Source organism: Arthrobacter yangruifuii, assembly GCF_009192775.1.
Classification (GTDB): Bacteria; Actinomycetota; Actinomycetes; order Actinomycetales; family Micrococcaceae; genus Arthrobacter_B; species Arthrobacter_B yangruifuii.
On sequence record NZ_VTFX01000005.1, the window covers coordinates 594,489 to 614,032 of the forward strand.

The 19,544-nt window shown below is 66.6% G+C and carries 18 protein-coding genes; 14 read left to right on the plus strand and 4 right to left on the minus strand.

Going from position 1 to position 19,544, the window contains the following annotated elements; translation table 11 throughout:
* The first annotated feature begins 8 nt into the window (after positions 1–8).
* Both GD627_RS13565 and GD627_RS13570 read left to right on the plus strand, forming a co-directional pair.
* Positions 9–833, plus strand: a complete 825-nt coding sequence (locus GD627_RS13565; protein ID WP_152272933.1) for a PP2C family protein-serine/threonine phosphatase — start codon at positions 9–11, stop codon at positions 831–833.
* A 38-nt stretch (positions 834–871) separates the two neighbouring features.
* The gene (locus tag GD627_RS13570; RefSeq protein ID WP_146363487.1) at positions 872–1,189 is read left to right on the plus strand and encodes a DUF6457 domain-containing protein; all 318 of its coding nucleotides are present in this window, start codon (positions 872–874) and stop codon (positions 1,187–1,189) included.
* 69 nt (positions 1,190–1,258) lie between these two features.
* On the opposite strand, the gene GD627_RS13575 is transcribed toward GD627_RS13570, so the two are convergent.
* Positions 1,259–3,607, minus strand: coding sequence for an FdhF/YdeP family oxidoreductase (locus tag GD627_RS13575; RefSeq protein ID WP_152272934.1), 2,349 nt, complete (start codon positions 3,605–3,607; stop codon positions 1,259–1,261).
* Positions 3,608–3,885: 278 nt separating this feature from the next.
* On the opposite strand from GD627_RS13575, the gene ligA reads away from it, so the two are divergent.
* Both ligA and GD627_RS13585 read left to right on the plus strand, forming a co-directional pair.
* A complete protein-coding gene (gene ligA / locus GD627_RS13580) occupies positions 3,886–6,165 on the plus strand; it encodes an NAD-dependent DNA ligase LigA (RefSeq protein WP_152272935.1) in 2,280 nt (759 codons plus the stop codon).
* Positions 6,162–6,956 carry an inositol monophosphatase family protein gene (locus GD627_RS13585; RefSeq protein ID WP_246165509.1) on the plus strand — a complete coding sequence of 265 codons (795 nt, stop codon included), beginning with the start codon at positions 6,162–6,164 and terminating at the stop codon, positions 6,954–6,956. The genes ligA and GD627_RS13585 overlap by 4 nt, the downstream gene beginning before the upstream one ends.
* Here GD627_RS13585 and GD627_RS13590 read toward each other — a convergent pair.
* Positions 6,953–7,567, minus strand: coding sequence for a GNAT family N-acetyltransferase (locus GD627_RS13590; RefSeq protein WP_152272936.1), 615 nt, complete (start codon positions 7,565–7,567; stop codon positions 6,953–6,955). The two genes, GD627_RS13585 and GD627_RS13590, sit on opposite strands and share 4 nt — an antisense overlap.
* A gap of 271 nt (positions 7,568–7,838) precedes the next feature.
* Here GD627_RS13590 and GD627_RS13595 point away from each other — a divergent pair, with 271 nt between their 5' ends.
* The 9 genes from GD627_RS13595 to GD627_RS13635 all read left to right on the plus strand — a co-directional run bounded on the left by GD627_RS13595 (position 7,839) and on the right by GD627_RS13635 (position 16,293).
* Entirely contained in the window at positions 7,839–8,225 is a 387-nt protein-coding gene (locus GD627_RS13595; RefSeq protein WP_210250505.1) for a TraR/DksA family transcriptional regulator, read from the plus strand.
* Between the two features lie 117 nt (positions 8,226–8,342).
* The gene (locus GD627_RS13600; RefSeq protein WP_152272937.1) at positions 8,343–8,837 is read left to right on the plus strand and encodes a GNAT family N-acetyltransferase; all 495 of its coding nucleotides are present in this window, start codon (positions 8,343–8,345) and stop codon (positions 8,835–8,837) included.
* Positions 8,838–9,006: 169 nt separating this feature from the next.
* Positions 9,007–9,303 (plus strand): Asp-tRNA(Asn)/Glu-tRNA(Gln) amidotransferase subunit GatC, encoded by a 297-nt coding sequence (gatC, locus tag GD627_RS13605; RefSeq protein WP_146363477.1) that lies wholly within the window; start codon positions 9,007–9,009, stop codon positions 9,301–9,303.
* Positions 9,304–9,311: 8 nt separating this feature from the next.
* Positions 9,312–10,814, plus strand: a complete 1,503-nt coding sequence (gene gatA / locus GD627_RS13610; protein ID WP_152272938.1) for an Asp-tRNA(Asn)/Glu-tRNA(Gln) amidotransferase subunit GatA — start codon at positions 9,312–9,314, stop codon at positions 10,812–10,814.
* Positions 10,815–12,332 carry an Asp-tRNA(Asn)/Glu-tRNA(Gln) amidotransferase subunit GatB gene (gene gatB / locus GD627_RS13615; protein ID WP_152272939.1) on the plus strand — a complete coding sequence of 506 codons (1,518 nt, stop codon included), beginning with the start codon at positions 10,815–10,817 and terminating at the stop codon, positions 12,330–12,332.
* Positions 12,333–12,463: 131 nt separating this feature from the next.
* Complete coding sequence (locus GD627_RS13620) at positions 12,464–13,363, plus strand: aminoglycoside phosphotransferase family protein (RefSeq protein WP_152272940.1); 900 nt, start codon at positions 12,464–12,466, stop codon at positions 13,361–13,363.
* Between the two features lie 4 nt (positions 13,364–13,367).
* Complete coding sequence (locus GD627_RS13625; RefSeq protein ID WP_152272941.1) at positions 13,368–14,168, plus strand: hypothetical protein; 801 nt, start codon at positions 13,368–13,370, stop codon at positions 14,166–14,168.
* Positions 14,165–15,361 carry an NAD(P)/FAD-dependent oxidoreductase gene (locus tag GD627_RS13630; protein WP_246165510.1) on the plus strand — a complete coding sequence of 399 codons (1,197 nt, stop codon included), beginning with the start codon at positions 14,165–14,167 and terminating at the stop codon, positions 15,359–15,361. Before GD627_RS13625 ends, GD627_RS13630 begins: the two co-directional genes overlap by 4 nt.
* A gap of 182 nt (positions 15,362–15,543) precedes the next feature.
* Positions 15,544–16,293, plus strand: coding sequence for a hypothetical protein (locus GD627_RS13635; protein WP_152272942.1), 750 nt, complete (start codon positions 15,544–15,546; stop codon positions 16,291–16,293).
* A 308-nt stretch (positions 16,294–16,601) separates the two neighbouring features.
* On the opposite strand, the gene GD627_RS13640 is transcribed toward GD627_RS13635, so the two are convergent.
* Together GD627_RS13640 and hutH are read right to left on the minus strand one after the other, a co-directional pair.
* A complete protein-coding gene (locus tag GD627_RS13640; protein ID WP_146363465.1) occupies positions 16,602–16,901 on the minus strand; it encodes an acylphosphatase in 300 nt (99 codons plus the stop codon).
* Between the two features lie 59 nt (positions 16,902–16,960).
* Positions 16,961–18,538 carry a histidine ammonia-lyase gene (hutH, locus tag GD627_RS13645; RefSeq protein WP_152272943.1) on the minus strand — a complete coding sequence of 526 codons (1,578 nt, stop codon included), beginning with the start codon at positions 18,536–18,538 and terminating at the stop codon, positions 16,961–16,963.
* 162 nt (positions 18,539–18,700) lie between these two features.
* On the opposite strand from hutH, the gene GD627_RS13650 reads away from it, so the two are divergent.
* A complete protein-coding gene (locus GD627_RS13650) occupies positions 18,701–19,522 on the plus strand; it encodes an IclR family transcriptional regulator (protein WP_152272944.1) in 822 nt (273 codons plus the stop codon).
* The last annotated feature ends 22 nt before the right edge of the window (positions 19,523–19,544 follow it).

Genomic DNA, 19,544 nt, shown 5'->3' on the forward strand with positions numbered 1-19,544 from the left:
GGGCGTGAATGAACTCCGACGAAACGACATCCCCGGATACTGACCTGCACGCTGTGTTTGGTTACGCCTCCGACCGGGGACTTCGACGCGAACTGAATGAAGACTCGCTCATCGCTGCCGACCCGATCTTCGCTATTGCGGACGGTATGGGCGGGCACGAGGCCGGCGAGGTGGCCAGCAGCATCACCGTCCGGACCCTGGGGGATTCCCCGATAGTGGGCAAACGCCTCCCGGAGTTTTCAGCCGGGCAGATGGAAGCACTGATCCGCGAGGCGGACCACCGCATCCGCGAAGCCACCGGCGGACGTGCCGGTACCACCCTGTCCGGCGCCGTCCTGGTCCGGGCCGCCGGGAGGCCCCACTGGCTGGTGTTCAACGTGGGCGATTCCAGGACCTACAGGCTAAGTTCCGGGGTATTGGAACAGGTCAGCGTGGACCACAGTGAAGTCCAGGAACTGGTGGACCTCGGGCAGATCACCGCCGACGAGGCACTGGTGCACCCCCGCCGCCATGTGGTTACCCGCGCCCTGGGCACCGGTAACGACGCCGAAGCGGATTTCTGGCTGATCCCCGCGGAACCCGGAGACCGGCTCATGGTGTGCTCCGACGGACTGACCGGCGAGGTCACCGACAACTCCATTTACGAGCTCCTGACCTCAGTGTCCAACCCGCAGGACGCGTGCACGGCTCTTGTCCAGGCGGCGCTGCGCTCCGGCGGACGGGACAATATTACGGTGTTGGTAGTCGATGCCAGGAGCGCCAACGGCGGCGAGGAAACCGCGGCGGTCACCCTGACAGGGACCGCGCCTGATTCCACCGGCTCAGCCGAATAAGCTTGAGTGTTACAACCCGAACCACAGAAGGAGCCGCAATGAGCACGAACCCGGATATGGAAGAGCGCCTACTGAGCGATTGGAGCCGCCGCCTGACCCAGGCCCTGCAGATCCTGGATCTGGAAGTGGACCACAAAATGCTCGTGGAACTGGGCGAAAAGTCGGCGCAGAGCGTCACCGGTAACGCAGGCGTGATCAGCGCGTTCGTGGTCGGCTACGCAGCAGGGCTTACCACCACCAGCGGACGGAAGGGCGCCGACGAGGCTGTCCAGAAGGCCGCAAACACTGCCTTCCAGCTGGCCGAGACCGGTCTGGAAGGACCGGATAATCCCGGTTGGAAGGGCTCTGCCCAGTAATCGTCAGAAACCAAACACGAGAGGCCAGGACCGAAGTCCTGGCCTCTCGTGCGTTCGTGCCCCTAGCGACTAGGCATTAACAGGGGTGCGGCGCATCTTGTCCTCGGGACCGGCATTTGTCTGCGCAGCGGGTTCAACCCGGACGACGACGGCCTTGGACACCGGGGTGTTACTGCCTTCTGCGACGTGATCCATCGGCACCAGCACGTTGGCCTCGGGGTAGTAGGCAGCGACGCAGCCCTTGGGGGTGGGGTAGGAAACTACCCGGAAGTTACGCACCACCCGCTCAACACCGTCCTTGTAGACACCGTGGATATCGATCTTTTGGCCGTCCGCCAGACCGAGTTCCTCAATGTCCGCGGAGTTCATGAACAGGATGTGGCGGCCGCCCTTGATCCCGCGGTACCGGTCATTGTGTCCGTAGATAGTGGTGTTCCACTGGTCGTGGGAGCGCAGGCTCTGCAGGAGCAGGGTGCCTTCGGGACGCTCAACAGCCTCCAGGTCATTGACCGTCAGGACGGCCTTGCCCGTGGGCGTGTTGAAGGTCCGCGAGTCGCGGGGACCGTTGGGGAGCACAAACCCGCCATCCTGGCGGATCCGTTCGTTGTAGTTCTCGCAGCCTTCAACCACCCGGGAGATGTGGTCCCGGATCAGGTCGTAGTCCTTCTCATAGCCGGCCCAGTCGGCGTCGATCCGGTCGCCGATCACCAAGGCACCGAGGCGCGCCACGACCGCGGGTTCGGAGAGCAGGTTCTTGGACACCGGCTCCACTCCGCCGTGTGAAGCATGCACCACGCAAACGGTGTCTTCCACGGAGACAAACTGGCGGCCGGTCTCCTGGTCGTCGAATTCCGTGCGCCCCAGGACCGGAAGGATGAGTGCTTCCTTGCCGGTGACGAGGTGCGAGCGGTTCAGCTTGATGGACATCTGAACCGTCATGTCGGTTTTCACCATGGCGGCCTCGGCAAACTGCGTGTCCGAGATGGCGGAGATCAGGTTGCCGCCCAGTGCCATGAAGAACTTGATGCGGCCCTCATGCATCCGGTGGAACGTTTCGACGGCGTCGGCCCCGTGCTCACGCGGCGGGTCGAAGTTGAACTCCTTGCCCAGCGAATCGAGGAACGCCGGAGGCATCTGCTCCCAGATGCCCATGGTGCGGTCGCCCTGGACGTTGCTGTGTCCGCGGATCGGGGCGGCGCCGGCGCCGGGCTTACCGATATTGCCGCGCAGCAGCAGCAGGTTGATGATCTCCTTGATGGTGGCGACACCCTTTTTCTGCTGGGTGATGCCCATGGCCCAGGTAATGATCACCTTTTCCGCACGCAGGTAGCGGTCCGCCAGCTCGTCGATTTCTTCAACGCGCAGTCCGGTAGCTTCGAGGACAACGGCGTCGTCGAGCAGCATGACGTGTTCTTTGAGGTCTGCGAGGCCCTCGCAGTGCTTTTCCAGGAAGTCGTGGTCCAGGACCGTTCCCGGATTCTTTTCCTCGGCCTCGAAGACCCGCTTGGAGATGGCCTGAAGCAGGGCCATGTCTCCGCCCAGCCGGATCTGCAGGAACTGGTCGGCCAGTTCCGTACCCTTACCGGCGATGCCACGGGGCTTCTGCGGGTTCTTGTAGCGCTTCAGCCCTGCTTCGGGGAGCGGGTTGACGGCAACGATGTTGCCGCCGTTGCGCTTGCAGTGCTCCAGCGCGGTCAGCATGCGCGGGTGGTTGGTGCCCGGGTTCTGGCCCATCAGGATGATCAGGTCGGCTTTTTCGAAGTCGTCGTAGGCCACCGTGGCCTTACCGATGCCGATGGTCTGGCCCATGCCCCAGCCCGAGGACTCGTGGCACATGTTGGAGCAGTCCGGCAGGTTGTTCGTACCGTAGGCGCGGATGAACAACTGGTAGAGGAAGGCGGCCTCGTTGGAGGTACGCCCGCTGGTGTAGAACGCGGCCTCGTCGGGGGAGTCCAGGGCCTTGAGTTTGTCGGCCACAATGCCGAGCGCCTCATCCCAGCCAACGGGACGGTAGTGGTCTTCGTCCGCGGGCTTGTAGAGCGGCTCGGTGAGCCGGCCCTGCATGCCCATCCAGTATTCGCTGCGTTCGCGCAGCTCCGTAAGGCTGTGCTCGGCCCAGAACTCCGAGGGAATGATAACCGGCGTGGCTTCCCACGTGACAGCCTTGACGCCTTCTTCACAGTATTCAAACGGGCTGCGGTCCTTGGGATCCGGCCATGCACAGCTCGGGCAGTCAAAACCGTGCTTCTGGTTCATGCGGAACGTGGTTCCGAGGGCACGGCTGAGGCCCATGTTCTCAATGGCGGGTTTCATGGAGTGGTAGACAGCAGGGAGCCCCGCCGCCCATTCCTTCGGATGGCCCTTAACCTGTATCTCGTTCTCGTCTACTTCTTTTACGCGGGGTTCATTCTTGGCCACGCCGCACTTCCCTTCATCGCTTAGCTGCAGGTCCACCGTAAGCGAACTTGGCTCTCCCGCAGTTTACCTACCATTAGACCTAACAGTCAGGCCGCACCGCCGCAAGCACTCCAAGAACCGGGCGGGCCTCGGCCGCTTCGTGCACGCGGCTGACACGGCGGCTCCTGTGGACATCCGCGGAACGCCGTGGATTGGTTTCCGTCCTGGCTGTATTCGGGTCCGACGTCGGCACGGCGCACGGCTCCCGCCAGCCGGGACGATGGGGCAAGATTGGTTAGGTGAGCACAGCCAAGACATCCCCGGAAACCGAAGCCGCCGTCGAGTCGGTCAGCACTGACACCCCGCCCGCCGGGGATCTGCGCGAGGAATACCAGGCGCTCGCCGAGCAGGTGCGCCGCTACCGGTTTGCCTATTACAACGAAGACGCCCCGCTGGTTTCGGACGCGGAATTCGACACGCTCTACCGCCGCCTGGAGGAAATCGAGGCGCTGCACCCTGAGCTGGTCACCAACGATTCGCCCACCCAGGAAGTGGGCGGCGAAGTATCGGCCGCCTTCTCCCCGGTGGAACACCTGCAGCGGATGTACAGCCTGGAGGACGTCTTTTCCCTCGACGAATTGGACGCCTGGGTCCGCAAAACCGAGGCCTCCGTCGCCACTATTTCCCCTGGGGCGAGGATCAAGTGGCTGACCGAGCTGAAGATCGACGGTCTGGCCGTGAACCTCCTCTACCGCAACGGCGAACTGGTCCGCGCTGCCACGCGCGGTGACGGCACGACCGGTGAAGACATCACCCACAACGTACTCACCATCGCCTCCATCCCGCGGTCGCTGAAGGGAGAGAACCTGCCGGCGGAGATGGAAATCCGCGGCGAGGTGTTCATCCCGTCCAAGGACTTCGAGCGCCTGAACGTAACCATGGTGGAGGCAGGCAAGGCCCCCTTCGCCAATCCCCGCAACGCTGCCGCCGGCTCGCTTCGGCAGAAGGACCCCGAGGTGACCGCCCGGCGTCCGCTGAGCATGTACGTGCACGGCATCGGCGCCCGCGAAGGCCTGGATGTGGCCAGCCAGTCCGGGACCTACGAACTGCTGAAGCAGTGGGGCCTGCCGACGTCGCCCTATTACAAGGTGCTGGACACCTACGAAGAAGTGCTGAAGTACATTGCGGACAACGGCGAGCACCGGCACGACCTGTCGCATGAAATCGACGGCATTGTGGTCAAGGTGGACGACTTTGCCCTGCAGCGGGCCCTGGGCAACACTTCCCGGGTGCCGCGCTGGTCCGTGGCGTACAAGTATCCGCCGGAGGAAGTGAACACCAAGCTGCTGGACATCCGCGTCAACGTGGGCCGCACCGGCCGGGTCACGCCGTACGGGATCATGGAACCCGTTCTGGTTTCCGGTTCGACCGTGGAAATGGCGACTCTGCACAACCAGGACGTGGTGAAGGCCAAGGGCGTGAAGATCGGCGACACCGTGGTGCTGCGCAAGGCCGGCGACGTGATCCCGGAAATCGTGGGCCCCGTCGTCGCACTCCGTGACGGCAGCGAACGCGACTTTGTCATGCCCACGCACTGCCCCTCCTGCGGCACCGAGCTGAAGCCGGCCAAGGAAGGGGACGTGGACATCCGCTGCCCCAACGCCAAGTCCTGCCCCTCACAGCTGCGCGAACGCGTGTTCCACCTGGCCGGCCGCGGTGCCTTCGATATCGAGGCACTTGGCTGGGAGGCGGCGATTGCGCTCACCTCACCCGCCGAACCGGAAAACCCGCCGCTGACCAGTGAAGCGGGTCTGTTCGACTTGAAGATCGAGGACCTGGCCGACGTGCGGATTGAGCGGCCGAAGCGCGTCAAGGGCGTGGTGGACGGTACCGAACTGGTCCCGTACTTCTACACCAAGGGCACGGCCAAGAAGCCGTCTGTCGCTTCCGCAAACACCCGCAAGCTGTTCGACGAACTGGAGAAGGCCAAGTCACAGCCGCTGTGGCGCGTCCTGGTGGCACTGTCCATCCGGCACGTGGGCCCGACGGCGGCACGCGCCCTCGCCGGTGCGTTCGGCTCCATGGATGCCATCCGTGCTGCCACCGAAGAGCAGCTGGCGCATGTCGATGGCGTCGGCCCCACCATCGCAGCCGCCCTGACGGAATGGTTCGCCGAGGACTGGCACCGCGAAATAGTTGACGCGTGGGCCGCAGCCGGAGTGCGGATGGCGGACGAGCGCGACGAATCCATGCCGCGCACCCTGGAGGGCCTGACCGTCGTCGTCACCGGCACCCTGCCCAACTTCAGCCGCGACGAGGCGAAGGAAGCCATCCTGACCCGCGGCGGCAAGGCCTCCGGCTCGGTCTCGAAGAAGACTGACTACGTGGTGGCCGGAGAAAACGCCGGAACCAAGCTGGACAAGGCCGAATCCCTGGGTGTGCGGGTGATTGACGAGGACGGTTTCCGGACGCTGCTGGCCGAGGGGTCGGTGCCCGACGGTGCCGGGGCTGAGGGTGCCGTGCCCGCGGCGGAATCGGCGTCGGAGGAAGAATCCGTCCCGGAAGGAGAACCCGCATGATGCCTTTGCCCGATGCCGCGGACCCGCTGGAACTGCTCGAGGTGGCCCGCGAGGCTGCCGCTGCCGGTGCCGCCGTACTGGCACAGCGCTCGGTCGGCGGTCTGAACGCAGTGAACAAAAGCGCCGACGGTGACTGGGTCACCGATTTCGACACCGCAGCCGAGGAAGCGGTCCGGGAGGTCCTTGCCCGCCTGCGCCCACACGACGTCGTCATGGGGGAGGAGCTGGAACCTGCGGTCCCGGTGCATCCCTCCGGCATCCGCTGGTCCATCGATCCGCTGGACGGCACCACCAACTTCATCCGCGGCATCGTCTACTACGCCACCTCGGTGGCAGCGGTGAACGACGACGGCGAGTGGCTGGCCGGCGTCGTGCACGCTCCGGCGCTGGTGCGCGTGTATTCGGCGGCCCGCGGGCACGGAGCCTGGCTTGCCGAGCACGGCAGCGTCCGGAAGCTGGCCGGTCCGGATCCGCAGCGGGTTGGAAAGCTGCTGGGCACCGGGTTCTCCTATGATGCCTCCGTGCGGTCCGAGCAATATGCGGCTCTGCCCGGCCTGGCGGAGCAGTTTGCCGACATGCGGCGGCTGGGCTCTGCTGCCCTCGACCTGTGCATGGTTGCGGACGGAACCCTCGACGCCTACATGGAACGTGGCCTGAACGAATACGACTACGCTGCCGGAGCGCTGATTGCCGAGGAAGCGGGCGTGCGGGTGCAGCGTCCGCCGGAGCCTGCCAACGACGCCGAGCGGCTCGACGCCGTTACCGTCGCCGGGGCTGCGCTGCTGGGTTAGGTGTGGCGGAGCGGTTCTGCTACGGCACTTCCGCCGGCCCGGGATGCACGCCATTCATCGGCCAGGAGCGCGTAGCGGAGGTCATCCAGCCAGCGCCCCGAACGGTGGAGTGACCCCTGGCGGAACCGCCCCTCGCGCCGCATCCCGGCTTTTTCCATGACCCGCCAGGAAGCGGTGTTGTCGGCGAAACACTCCGCCACCACCCGGCGCAGGCCCAGGTTCTCGAAGCAGACGCGCATTAGTGCAGTGACGGCTTCGCTCGCGTACCCCTGCCCGGCGAACTCCGGTGCAATGACGTAGCCGATCTCGGCCTGCGTGCCGCTCGCCAACTCCTCTACCTCCTGCTGCGCCCACGCGTCCTGGCGGGCAAGATAAAGGTCACCGACCAGGGTTCCGGCTTGTTCCACGGCAAAGGTGGCTGCCAAATGCTCCGGCTGCCGGAGCCGCTCCACGAAGGCGTCCACGTCCGTGGGCTGGGCTGTCATCCATTGCGCGACCTCGGGCTTCCGTCGGTACTCAAACATGCGCGGCAGGTCTTCGGCTGCGGCGGGACGGATGGTGAGGCGGGGTGTGATGACGGGCCAGCGGGGAGCGGTGGGATTCGAGGTCATGGCACCATGATGGCTTATCCGGTTCCCCGGACGCTCCTGGCGGTCCGGGCACTCGTCTGGCAGCGGGCGGCGATGATGATCTAGCCACGAGCCGCGGCTCGTTGTAGACCGTGTCAACCATTGTTCTCCCGGATTCGGACAGCTGACCCGAATCCTACCGGTATTAAGCCCTGAGGAAAGGACCGCTCTCGGAGGCCCTTTTCCCCGCTCCGGAGCCGGATAATTTATCCCGATGCATCCCGTGCAGCACCGACTCACAGGAGGAAACCGCATGCCTGAAAAAGCACCCATGGCCCCGCCGGAACTCGACGCCGCCTACTTTGCCCGTCTGATCGACGAACGGATGGAACACACCCGCGAGCAGATCAGCTCACTGACGGCTGTTATCCGGGAAGTGACGCTGGCAGCCAAGGACATCCCGGCGGATGACGAACACGATCCCGAAGGAACCACCGTGTCCGTGGAGCGCGCCAACGAGGTAGCGCTGCTGGCCGCAGCGGAAGCATCACTGATCGAACTGATGGAGGCGCAGGAACGCCTGACCACGGACGGCTACGGTATCTGCGAACGCTGCGGAAATCCCATACCGGCGGCCCGGCTGGAGATCCGTCCGGAAACCCGCTTCTGCGTGGAATGCGCCGCAGCCCGCCGGCGGTAGTTGGGCACAGGAAGTGGTCAGAGGCTGTGCGCGGTCTCACCGCCGTCCGGAAACCCTCCGGAGCGGGGATAGAATCTACGTGCACTTCAACCAAGACCGTAAGGATTCGTAACACGCATGAGCATCACTATCCGGCTTGCCACCGAGGCTGACTTTGACGACATCCGCCGGATCACCCGTGAGGCTTACCTGCACGGCAAGCACATCGAGGCCGACAATCCTTACGTCAAGGAACTGGAAAACGTCGAAGACCGCGCCAAGCACACGGAACTGTGGGTAGCCGAACTCGACGGGAAGGTGGCTGCTTCCGCTGCCATCACCTACGCCGGCCAGCCGTACACCGACATTGCCATTGAAGGTGAACTCGAATTCCGGATGCTCGCCGTGGACCCCGCCGTCCAGCGCGGGGGAGTGGGCCGTGCCCTGGTTAACGCCATTGTCGATTACGCCCGGAACAAGGACGGCATCGAGGCGGTCAGCCTCACCAGCATGACCACCATGCTGAACGCCCACGCACTCTACCTGTCCTGCGGGTTTGAACGGGTTCCGGAGCGGGACTGGACCGTCCCCGGCGAGGACTACATTCTCTGGGTCTTCCGCAAGGCGGTCTAGTTCTCCGTCAGTACGCGGCCCCCGCCGTCCCGGTGCCCGACGGCGCCGGGACGGCTTTTGCGCGTCGGACGTGTGTCGGCCGCCTCCGTGACCTTCCCCTGAACGCCGTAGACTGGAACGGATACCGGTTTATACCGAAACGTTCCTATATAAGACGCATGGGAGACTCATGTCTGAGATCAATCGTGAGGCTGTGGCGCATCTGGCGCGGCTGGCCCACATTGAGATGACCAACGACGAGCTGGACAAGATGGCCGGCGAACTCGATGTCATCGTGGATTCGATCAAATCCGTAAGCGAAGTGGCCGGCGAGGACATCCCGGCCACCTCCCACCCCATCCCGCTGACCAACGTCTTCCGTGAGGACGTTGTGGGGCAGACGCTGACCAATGAAGAAGCCCTGTCCGGCGCGCCCGACAATGCCGCCGGCCGCTTCAAGGTCCCTGCCATCCTGGATGAGGAGTAAAAGCTTCCATGAGTGAACTGATTACATCAAGCGCCGCGCAGCTGGCCGCCAAGCTGGCCGCCCGCGAGGTCACCGCCGTCGAGGTAACCCAGGCCCACCTGGACCGCATCAACGAGGTGGACGGCGCCATCAACGCCTTCCTGCACGTCAACACGGACGAAGCGCTGCAGGTGGCAGCCGACGTCGACAAGGCCCGCGCTGCAGGCGAAGACCTCCACGAACTGGCCGGTGTCCCCATCGCCATCAAGGACCTGATCGTCACCAAGGGCCAGCCCACCACGGCAGGTTCGAAGATGCTCGAGGGCTGGATGAGCCCCTACGACGCCACGGTCATCTCCAAGATCCGTGCCGCCCGCATGCCGATGCTGGGCAAGACCAACCTGGACGAGTTCGCGATGGGCTCCTCCACCGAGCACTCCGCCTACGGCCCCACCCACAACCCGTGGGACCTGGACCGCATCCCCGGCGGCTCGGGCGGCGGCTCAGCTGCCGCCGTCGCCGCTTTCGAGGCACCGCTGGCCCTGGGCACGGACACGGGCGGATCCATCCGCCAGCCCGCCGCGGTCACCGGTTCCGTGGGCGTGAAGCCCACCTACGGCGGCGTCTCCCGCTACGGCGCCATCGCCATGGCCTCCTCGCTGGACCAGATCGGCCCGGTCTCCCGCACCGTGCTCGACGCTGCTCTGCTGCAGGAAGTCATCGGCGGCCATGATCCGCGCGACTCCACCTCCCTGACGGACCCCGTAGGTTCCCTGGCCGACGCCGCCCGCAACGGCAACGTGGCCGGGATGCGCATCGGCATCGTCAAGGAACTCCAGGGCGAAGGCTACGAGGCCGGCGTCCAGGCCCGCTTCAACGAGTCGGTTGAGATGCTCCGGGATGCCGGCGCGGAGATCGTCGAGGTCTCCTGCCCCAACTTCAAGTACGCCCTCGGCGCCTACTACCTGATCATGCCGTCCGAGGCCTCCTCGAACCTGGCCAAGTACGACGGCGTCCGGTACGGCATGCGCGAACTGCCCGCCGAACCGCCGCTGACCATCGAACGCGTGATGAGCGCAACCCGCGCCGCCGGCTTCGGCGACGAGGTCAAGCGCCGCATCATCCTGGGCACCTACGCCCTGTCCGCCGGCTACTACGACGCCTACTACGGCTCGGCCCAGAAGGTGCGCACCCTGATCCAGCGCGACTTCGACGCCGCGTTCGCGCAGGCCGACGTGCTGATTTCCCCGACCTCGCCGAACACAGCGTTCAAGCTCGGGGAAAAGCTGGACGATCCGCTGGCCATGTACCTGAACGACATTGCCACGATCCCGGCCAACATGGCCGGAATCCCGGGCATCTCGATCCCCGGCGGCCTGTCCGACGGACTGCCCGTCGGCATCCAGTTCCTGGCCCCCGCGCGCGAAGACATCCGCCTGTACCGCGCCGGCGCCGCCCTTGAAGGCATGCTGGAGCAGAAGTGGGGCGGCCCGCTGCTGGCCTCGGCACCCGTACTCGGAGGAGTGAAGTAAATGTCCGTTTACATCCAGGATGAAACCCTGTCCTTCGAAGAGGCCATGGAGAAGTATGACCCGGTGCTGGGGTTCGAGGTCCACGTGGAGCTGAACACCAAAACCAAGATGTTCTCCGACGCCCCGAACATCTTCGGCGACGAACCCAACACCGCCGTCACCCCGGTGGACCTGGGCATGCCCGGCGTGCTGCCGGTTGTGAACAAAAAGGCCGTGGAGTACTCGATCCTCATCGGCCTGGCTCTGAACTGCAAGATCGCCGAATCCTGCACGTTCGCCCGGAAGCAGTACTTCTACCCGGACACGCCCAAGAACTTCCAGACCTCCCAGTACGAAGATCCCATTGCGTACGACGGCTACCTGGACATCGAATTGGAAGACGGCACTGTCTTCCGGGTCGAGATTGAACGTGCCCACATGGAGGAGGACGCCGGCAAGCTCACCCACATGGGCGGGGCAACCGGACGCATCCAGGGCGCCGACTTCTCCCTGGTGGACTACAACCGCGCAGGCGTTCCGCTGGTGGAGATTGTCACCAAGCCCATTGAGGGCGCCGGTTCCCGTGCCCCCGAACTGGCCAAGGCCTATGTGGCTGCCATCCGGGAAATCGTGAAGAACCTGGGTGTGTCCGACGCCAAGATGGAACGCGGCAACGTGCGCTGCGACGCCAACGTCTCCCTGCGCCCCTACGGCCAGGAGAAGTTCGGTACGCGTTCGGAAACGAAGAACGTGAACTCGCTGCGCGCCGTCGAACGCGCCGTCCGCTTCGAAATCCAGCGCCATGCCGCCGTCCTGGACTCCGGCAACGCGATTGTGCAGGAAACCCGGCACTGGCACGAGGACACCCGCTCGACGACGTCGGGCCGGCCGAAGTCCGACGCCGACGACTACCGGTACTTCCCGGAGCCTGACCTCGTTCCCGTGGTCACCTCGAAGGAATGGATCGAAGAGCTGCGCGCCCAGCTGCCGGAGCCGCCGGCAGAACGCCGCAAGCGGCTCAAGGAAGACTGGGGCTACTCCGACGCCGAGTTCCGCGACGTCGTCAACGCCGGTGTCATGGAAGCCATCGAGGAAACCATTGCCGCCGGCGCCTCCGCACAGGTGGCCCGCAAGTGGTGGATGGGTGAAGTTGCCCGCCGCGCCAAGGAAGCCGAAGTCGACCCGATCGACGTCGGCGTCACCCCGGAGCTGATCGTGGAACTGGACCGCCTGGTCCAGGCCGGCAAGATCAACGACAAGCTGGCCCGCCAGGTCCTCGACGGCGTGCTCGCCGGCGAAGGAACCCCGGAGGAAGTCATCGACAAGCGCGGCCTCGCCGTCGTCTCCGATGACGGCCCCCTGCTCGAAGCCATCGACGCCGCCCTGGCAGCCCAGCCCGACGTCGCGGACAAGATCCGCGGCGGCAAGGTCCAGGCCGTCGGCGCCATTGTCGGCGGCGTCATGAAGGCAACCCGCGGACAGGCCGACGCCGGCCGCGTCCGTGAGCTGATCCTGGAACGCCTGGGCGTACAGGGCTAGCACCCGGTATCCGTCCGTTCCGGACCCCGGCAGGCATTGTGCCTGCCGGGGTCCGCTGCGTTAACCGGCGTCGCGTAACGGACCGCGTCATCGAGGTGACCGGGCCCACAAGGTACAGGTACGCTGGCGAAATGGCCAACCTTCCCGCAGCTGATATCTCTGCCGATCTGGCCCTGGTCCGTCAGCTGGTGCAGGAACATCGGCCTGACCTGGCGGATTTGGAGCTTCGGCCGGCGGGTAGCGGGTGGGACAACCACATCTACCGGCTGGGCACCGACTACGCCATCCGGTTGCCCCGCCGCCGCTCCGCCGCGGGGCTGACCGCGAACGAACAGCGCTGGCTGCCGGACCTGACCGCAGATGTGCCCGTCGCGACGTCGGCCCCGGTGTTCTGCGGCAAGCCCTCCGTGCTCTATCCGTGGCCGTGGAGCATCACCCTCTGGTTCGACGGACAGGATGTCTCGCTGCAGCCGCGGGACCGCAACGTGTGCCTCGCCTCCGGGCTGGCCGGGTTCCTCAACGCATTCCACCGTCCGGCGCCACCGGACTACCCCCGCAACCCGTACCGCGGGGGCCCGTTGTCCAGCCGGTATGACTCCGTGCTGGAACGCCTGGACAGCGGTATGGTGCCGCATGCCGCCCGCGTGCGGGAACTCTGGGACCAGGTGCAGCAGCTTCCTGCCTGGACCGGACCGCCCCTGTGGCTGCACGGAGACCTGCATTCCGCGAACCTCATCTCCAAGGACAACGCCCTGCAGGCGGTTATCGACTTTGGGGACATGACAGCCGGGGATCCAGCCACTGATCTGGCCTCCGCCTGGCTGGTGTTCGACGCTGAAGGCAGGCGCGCGTTCCGGGCCGCCATTGGCCCGCAGTACAACGGGGATTCCTCTATCTGGGAGCGGGCCCGCGGCTGGGCACTGTGCATTGCCACCATTCTGCTGGCAAACTCCGATGACGCTCCCGGATTGAACCTCGTGGGCTCGGAAACGCTGATGGAGATCCTCACCGGCGACCGGGAAGGGGTCTAGCCCCGTGGCGGCCGGCAACTGGAAGCACTCTGTCCGGATCTCCACGGAAGGCGACGGGCACGTCCAGGAAGATACGTGCGGCTACGCGGCCGCCACGGGCTGGGTGATCGACGGTGCCAGCGCACTGCTGCCCCAGCTCGGGCTGCCGGGACCGTCGGACCCGGCCTGGTACGCCCGGAACCTGGACCTGCTGCTGACCGAGGCCGCGGTGGCTGCCGGTCCTGCCGGCGGGACACCCGCGCCGGACGTGCTGGCAGATGCCCTGACCCGGATGGACCGGCTGGCCGGAACCGTGGCAGGCGAGGAACGGATCCGCTTTCCCTCCGCTGCCCTGTGCCTGGCCCAGCTGACGGACGACGGCGTGGAGATCCTCGCACTCGCGGACTGCCACGCAGTGGTGGAACTGGAAGACGGCTCGCTGGTTCATGTCACGCATGAACCGGCCGACATCCGGATCGGCACCGAACATTCAGCGGACCCGGTACGGGAACGCGAGCTGCGGGTACTGGACCGGGAGCTGCGGAATACCCCGGGCCGGCTGTGGGTGGCCCGGCGGGAAGCCGAAGCCGCGTACCAGGCGCGCACTGTCCGGCTCGGCCCGGCGCGGCGGGTAGTGCTTGCCTCCGACGGTGCCTGGCGGGCGGTGGAACTGGGCGTGGTGAACGGTCCGGAAGGCTTCTTCGCCGCGGCCGGCTCCGCCGTCGCCGCCCAGGAGCTGCTGCTAGCCCTGCGCACGCTGCAGGCGGAACTGGGCGAAGACGCCGACGACGCCACCCTCCTTACGTTGGAAAGGATTCTCCCGTGACTGAGAGTACGGTCTGCGACATCCTGGTGATCGGCGGTGGAATCGCCGGCCTCTCCCTCGCCGCCGAGCTCGCGTCCCGGCTCGCCGGGGCTGAGGAATCCGCTGAGTCCGCTGAGGGTGCGGCGGGTGCGGCGGGTGCGGCGCGGACATCCGGGTCCGCGGGCCGGGACAGCGGCGGCGGCCGGGTTGTCTTGGTGGAGGCCGAATCCACGCTGGGCTACCACACGTCCTCCCGCTCGGCCCGGCAGCTGATACCCAGCTATGGACCGCAGGTCATCCAGGACCTGACCCTGCGGACCCTGGCCCTGATCAGGGCGGCCGAAGCCAACCTGCCCGAACCCATCCTGGCGCCCAGAAGCTTCCTGCTGATCGGGGATGAAGATTCGGTGCGGGACCGGGCAAGCAGCCATATGCACCCCGTGATGCCGGCGGAGGCGCTCGGACTTGCTCCGGAACTGAGGCCGGACGCTTTCAGTGCTGCAGGGCTGGACACCACTTCGGTTGCCTGCAATACGGATGCCCTGCTGGAGTACCACCGCGCACGGCTGACGGCGGCGGGCGGCCGCATCCTCACGGGCCGGCGGGTGCAGACGGCCCGGCGCGTGGGGGATCCGGGCTCGGATCGCTGGGAAGCGGTTGCTGGGGGAATGCGGGTTGAGGCTCCGGTGGTGATCAATGCAGCAGGCGCCTGGGCAGATATCCTCGCCGGAACCTTCGGCGCGCGTCCCCTGGGGCTCACCCCCTATCGACGCACTGCCGCCGTCGTCGACGTGGAACGGCCGTTGGACGCCGGGGCGCCCATGGTGGCCGATGCCGAAGACCGGTTCTATTACCGGCCGGAAGGCAGGCAGGTCCTCATCTCACCGTCGGAACGTGAACCGAGCGTGGCGGAGGATGCCCGGCCCCGGGAAGCGGATGTGCGGGCACTGGTGGAACTGGTGAACGGGGTCACGACCATGGGTATCACCGGGGTGGCCCGCGCCTGGACCGGACTGCGTACCGAGGCGCCGGACGGGCTGCCCGTAGTGGGCTGGGATGTGGCTGTGCCGGGCTTCTTCTGGCTGGCGGGACAGGGTGGATATGGGTTCCAGACGTCCTCCGCGATTGCCGAACTGGCAGCCGGAATCCTGCTTGACGGTGACGGAGAAAACAGTGCCCGGGAGGCCCTTAGCCCGGCCCGCCTGCAAGTGTGACCAAAATCTCATCATGTGCGCGTAACGAATCAGCCAAGGTGCGCGCGTATGGTCATCAGATTGCTGGGACATGCCTACAGTTGTCTTTACATACCCGTCCGCCAGGACTCGTATGCATCGATCATGCAGTGCCCGAAAGGTCAGTCTCAGTGCCAGATTTCTTGCCGCCCAAATTTGTTGGCGTGCAGCAGCTCCCGCTTTACGTCCGGGTTCGTTCCGTCCTGGAAATTCTTTGTACGCTGTGGCTGATTTTTGCCGTTGTTGGTGTGGGTTTCTTTTCCGGCGGCACGACGTCGCTGGCCCTGTCCCTGATTCTCCTCTACGGCACGGGTGCCGCCCTGCTGGTGGTTATTGCCGCCCTTTACCGCATCCTCACCAAGGCGGCACTCCAGCGGGTGGAAGCCGTTCCCGATGACAACGCCGCCGCCGTGTTTGTGGACACCACCCGGTCAGCAACCGAAGAGATCATGGCTGCGCTGCGCCCGGCCACACCCCGCGGCCGTCCAATCGCTTCCGTACGGATGCCGCAGACGGTGAATGCCGTGGACGTGGCCGCCGCCCTGGCAGCACGGACGGCAGCGCACACCTCCGCCGCGGCAGCGGAGAAGTCCGCAGTGGGAGGGTCCAAGACAGCATCGGTATCCCCGACCGGCAAATCCGCCTCGAGCAAGCCGGCCGGCAAGAAACCGGCGTCGGCAGGGAAAGGCGCGTCCAATGGCACCTCTGCGGGGGAAGACTCGCAGAGCAAGTCGGGCGGAGCTTCTGGGGAATCGGCTCAGGGACTTTCTGCCGCAGCGAAGAAATCCGCCGGGGTGAAGAAATCCGCCGGGGTGAAGAAACCTGCCGGGGTGAAGAAACCCGCCGAAGGCGCGGATTCCGCAGCGGGCAAGGCGGCACGCGTCGCCGCGGCCCGCCACCTCGCAGCAGCCTGATCCCGCCCATCAGCGCTCTCGTACTCAGGTAGTTGTCAGGTTGTCTTCAGCACCTACCCAGACGGGCCGTTTATTGTCGTTAGTACCTCATAAGGGTGCGAGTGATGAATGGACCGAGTAGTGACCGGTCCGGACGCCGGCAGACAAGGGTTGTTTCCCCCAACCAGCCCCATGTCTGCCGGCGTTTTCCTTTTAACGGGTCAGCTATTCCGCAGCTAACCGTTCCGCAGCACGGCCCGGCAGCGGCCGCCGTCGTCGTCGTGGCCGGCCGGTACAGGCCGGCCAGCCGGGACCGCCGGATATCCCGCCTATTCCGCGCTGAAGTCGGAGAATTCCCCGGTGGCGGCGGAGAAGGATTCCTCGACGGCGGCCACCATGCCCGGAGCCTTCGGGCCGCGCAGGAATTCCCGCAGTCCGTCCAGCGCCGGCTCCCTGCCCTCGGCCACCACCCGGACGGATCCGTCGGCGGCGTTGGACACCACGCCGGTCAGGCCCAGCTGCACGGCCTGGCGCTGGGTCCGGTACCGGAATCCCACGCCCTGCACCTCGCCGGTGACCCGGGCGGTCAGCCGCCGGGGAGTTCCTTCCGGATAATCCTGCTCGTTCATCCGCACAGCCTAGCGCGGACATGCCCGGGCGCAGCCGATGTCCCGGGAATCGGGCGGATTCAGGCCAGGTGGGTTCCCAGCTCGTGCTCCACGGCTGACAGCAGAACGCCGCTGTCCACGAGCACCCGCACCGCTTCGATCTCCGGGGCCAGGTACCGGTCCGGGCCCGGCCCGGCCACCACGGCACGGATGGCGGTCCGGCCGGCGGTAACGGCAGGGGCGCTGCGCGGAGCGGCCAGGCCGCCGTCGCGCATATCCAGTGCCCGGGCCGAGGTCAGCAGCTCGATGGCGAGCACCCGGGTGAGTCCGTCCAGCGCCCGGCGCAGCTTCAACCCCGCGGCCCAGCCCATGGAGACGTGGTCCTCCTGCATGGCGGAGGACGGGATGGAATCCACGGACGCGGGGACGGCCAGCCGCTTGAGCTCGGAGACGATGCCGGCCTGGGTGTACTGGGCGATCATGTGGCCGGAGTCCACCCCGGGATCGAAAGCCAGGAAAGCGTTGAGCCCGTGGCTGCGGGAACGGTCCAGGAAGCGGTCCGTGCGCCGCTCGCTCATGGAGGCAACATCGGCGACGGCGATGGCCAGGAAATCCAGCACATAGGCCACCGGAGCCCCGTGGAAGTTGCCGTTGGACTCCAGCCGTCCGTCCAGCGTCACCACGGGATTGTCGATCGCGGAGGCACGCTCACGTTCCGCGACCATCTCGGCATGCTGCAGGGTGGAGCGGGCGGCGCCGTGGACCTGAGGTGCGCAGCGCAGCGAGTAGGCATCCTGCACCCGGGTGAACCCGCCCGTCTTCTGCTCCTCGATCAGGGCCGATCCGGCCAGGACCGCGCGGATGTTGGCAGCGGATTCGCCCTGCCCCGGCTGGGGCCGCAGCGCCTGCAGGTCCGCGGCGAAGACACTGTCGCTGCCGAGCAGCCCCTCTACGCTCATGGCGGCGGCCAGGTCCGCGGTGGCCAGCAGCCGGTGCAGGTCCGCAATGGCCATCGTCAGCATCCCGAGCATGCCGTCGGTTCCATTGATCAGCGCCAGGCCCTCCTTCTCCTGCAGCTCCACCGGCTCCAGCCCGGCAGCGGCGAGCGCGGCGGACGCCGGCATCAGCTGCCCGTCCGCCGTCCGCACCTCCCCTTCACCCATCAGCGCGAGCGCACAGTGGGAGAGGGGCGCCAGATCGCCGGAGCAGCCCAGCGACCCGTATTCTCCCACCACCGGCGTGAGGCCCGCGTTGAGCATCCCCGCGTATGCCAGCCCGACGGCGGGACGCACCCCGGTTCGGCCGGTGGCCAGCGTGGCCAGCCGGTTCAGCATCAGCGCCCGTACCACTTCGCGGTCCACTGGGGCGCCCGACGACGCCGCGTGGCTGCGGATCAGCGAGCGCTGCAGCTGGGTGCGCTGTTCCGGCGGAATCTGCTTGACCGCCAGGGCACCGAACCCCGTGGAGACCCCATAGTGCGGTTTGTCGTCGGCGGCCAGGCTCTCGATGACGCTGCGCGAGGAGGCCATGGCAGCCAGGGCATCCGGAGCCAGTGTCACCGGTACACCGTTCCGGGCGACGGCGAGGATGTCCTGCCCGGAGAGCGAACCGACTCCCAGCTCCACGGTTGCTGCCCGGACGTTCTGGTGTTCCTGCATGTTTGCTCCTCCTGCGCTTCCGCCGGCGTACCGGTCCGGGCATCGGCGCCCGCCCGCCCCGTCCCGGCGGCTGCTATCCATCTTGCCTGCCCGGGCTGCCGGCGGAGTGCATACCGGCCAATTCGGTTTCTGGGATACCAGACACTCGCCTAGACTCTGGGGATGCCTGCCGCCTATTCCCGTGTCCAGGTCCCTGCCGCAGCGCAGGTCCTGGCGATCCTGCGCTACCTGGGACAGCAGGCCGGCCCGGTCAGCGCCGCCGCCGTCGCACGGGATCTGTCGCTGCCGCGCTCCACCACCTATCACCTGCTTGCGGCTCTGGTGAGTGACGGTTTTGCCGTGCACCTTCCGGAGGAACGCCGGTATGCCCTGGGCGCGACGGCCCACGAGCTGGGGACCGGCTACTCCCGGCAGGCACCGCTGCAGCGGATTGCGCGGTTCCCGCTGCGCCGGCTGGTCGCCCGGACCCGGTTCACCGCGCACCTGGCCGTGCTGCAGGGCACGGACGTGATCTACGTGATCGAGGAGCGCGCCCCGCACCAGCAGCCGCTGGTTACCGACGCCGGCATCCGCCTTCCTGCCCACCGCACGGCCAGCGGCCGGGTCCTGCTGGCCGGCATGACCGGCGCTCAGCTGGCAGCCCTCTACCCCGACCCCGCCGCTGTCCGGTCTTCGCGCAGCGGCGGCGGTGCCCTGCCGGACCTGCTGGAATCCATCCGCGCACGCGGCTACGCCTGGGAAGAGAACGAGGTCACGGAGGGATTCTCCTCCGTTGCGGTACCTGTTCAGGACCGGTCCGGGCACGCCGTCGCCGGCCTGACGCTTACCGCCCCGCACCGGGTTTGCACCGCCGCGTACGGGGTTCCCGGGACCGAGCCGGCTGCGGGAGCGGGCATTGAAGCCCTGGCGGAGCACGTCCTGCCCGACCTGCTTCGCTGCGCCGCCGAGCTTTCCCGCCGGCTGGGCGCCCGGCCGCAGGCCTAAGGACAGAGCCGATTGCGTCTGG

Excerpts from the sequence above, each read along its gene's own strand:
- GD627_RS13565 (WP_152272933.1), top strand. The coding sequence starts at position 9 with ATGAACTCCGACGAAACGACATCCCCGGATACTGACCTGCACGCTGTG.
- GD627_RS13570 (WP_146363487.1), top strand. The coding sequence starts at position 872 with ATGAGCACGAACCCGGATATGGAAGAGCGCCTACTGAGCGATTGGAGC.
- GD627_RS13585 (WP_246165509.1), top strand. The coding sequence starts at position 6,162 with ATGATGCCTTTGCCCGATGCCGCGGACCCGCTGGAACTGCTCGAGGTG.
- GD627_RS13590 (WP_152272936.1), bottom strand. The coding sequence starts at position 7,567 with ATGACCTCGAATCCCACCGCTCCCCGCTGGCCCGTCATCACACCCCGC.
- GD627_RS13595 (WP_210250505.1), top strand. The coding sequence starts at position 7,839 with ATGCCTGAAAAAGCACCCATGGCCCCGCCGGAACTCGACGCCGCCTAC.
- GD627_RS13600 (WP_152272937.1), top strand. The coding sequence starts at position 8,343 with ATGAGCATCACTATCCGGCTTGCCACCGAGGCTGACTTTGACGACATC.
- gatC (WP_146363477.1), top strand. The coding sequence starts at position 9,007 with ATGTCTGAGATCAATCGTGAGGCTGTGGCGCATCTGGCGCGGCTGGCC.
- gatA (WP_152272938.1), top strand. The coding sequence starts at position 9,312 with ATGAGTGAACTGATTACATCAAGCGCCGCGCAGCTGGCCGCCAAGCTG.
- gatB (WP_152272939.1), top strand. The coding sequence starts at position 10,815 with ATGTCCGTTTACATCCAGGATGAAACCCTGTCCTTCGAAGAGGCCATG.
- GD627_RS13620 (WP_152272940.1), top strand. The coding sequence starts at position 12,464 with ATGGCCAACCTTCCCGCAGCTGATATCTCTGCCGATCTGGCCCTGGTC.
- GD627_RS13640 (WP_146363465.1), bottom strand. The coding sequence starts at position 16,901 with ATGAACGAGCAGGATTATCCGGAAGGAACTCCCCGGCGGCTGACCGCC.
- hutH (WP_152272943.1), bottom strand. The coding sequence starts at position 18,538 with ATGCAGGAACACCAGAACGTCCGGGCAGCAACCGTGGAGCTGGGAGTC.
- GD627_RS13650 (WP_152272944.1), top strand. The coding sequence starts at position 18,701 with ATGCCTGCCGCCTATTCCCGTGTCCAGGTCCCTGCCGCAGCGCAGGTC.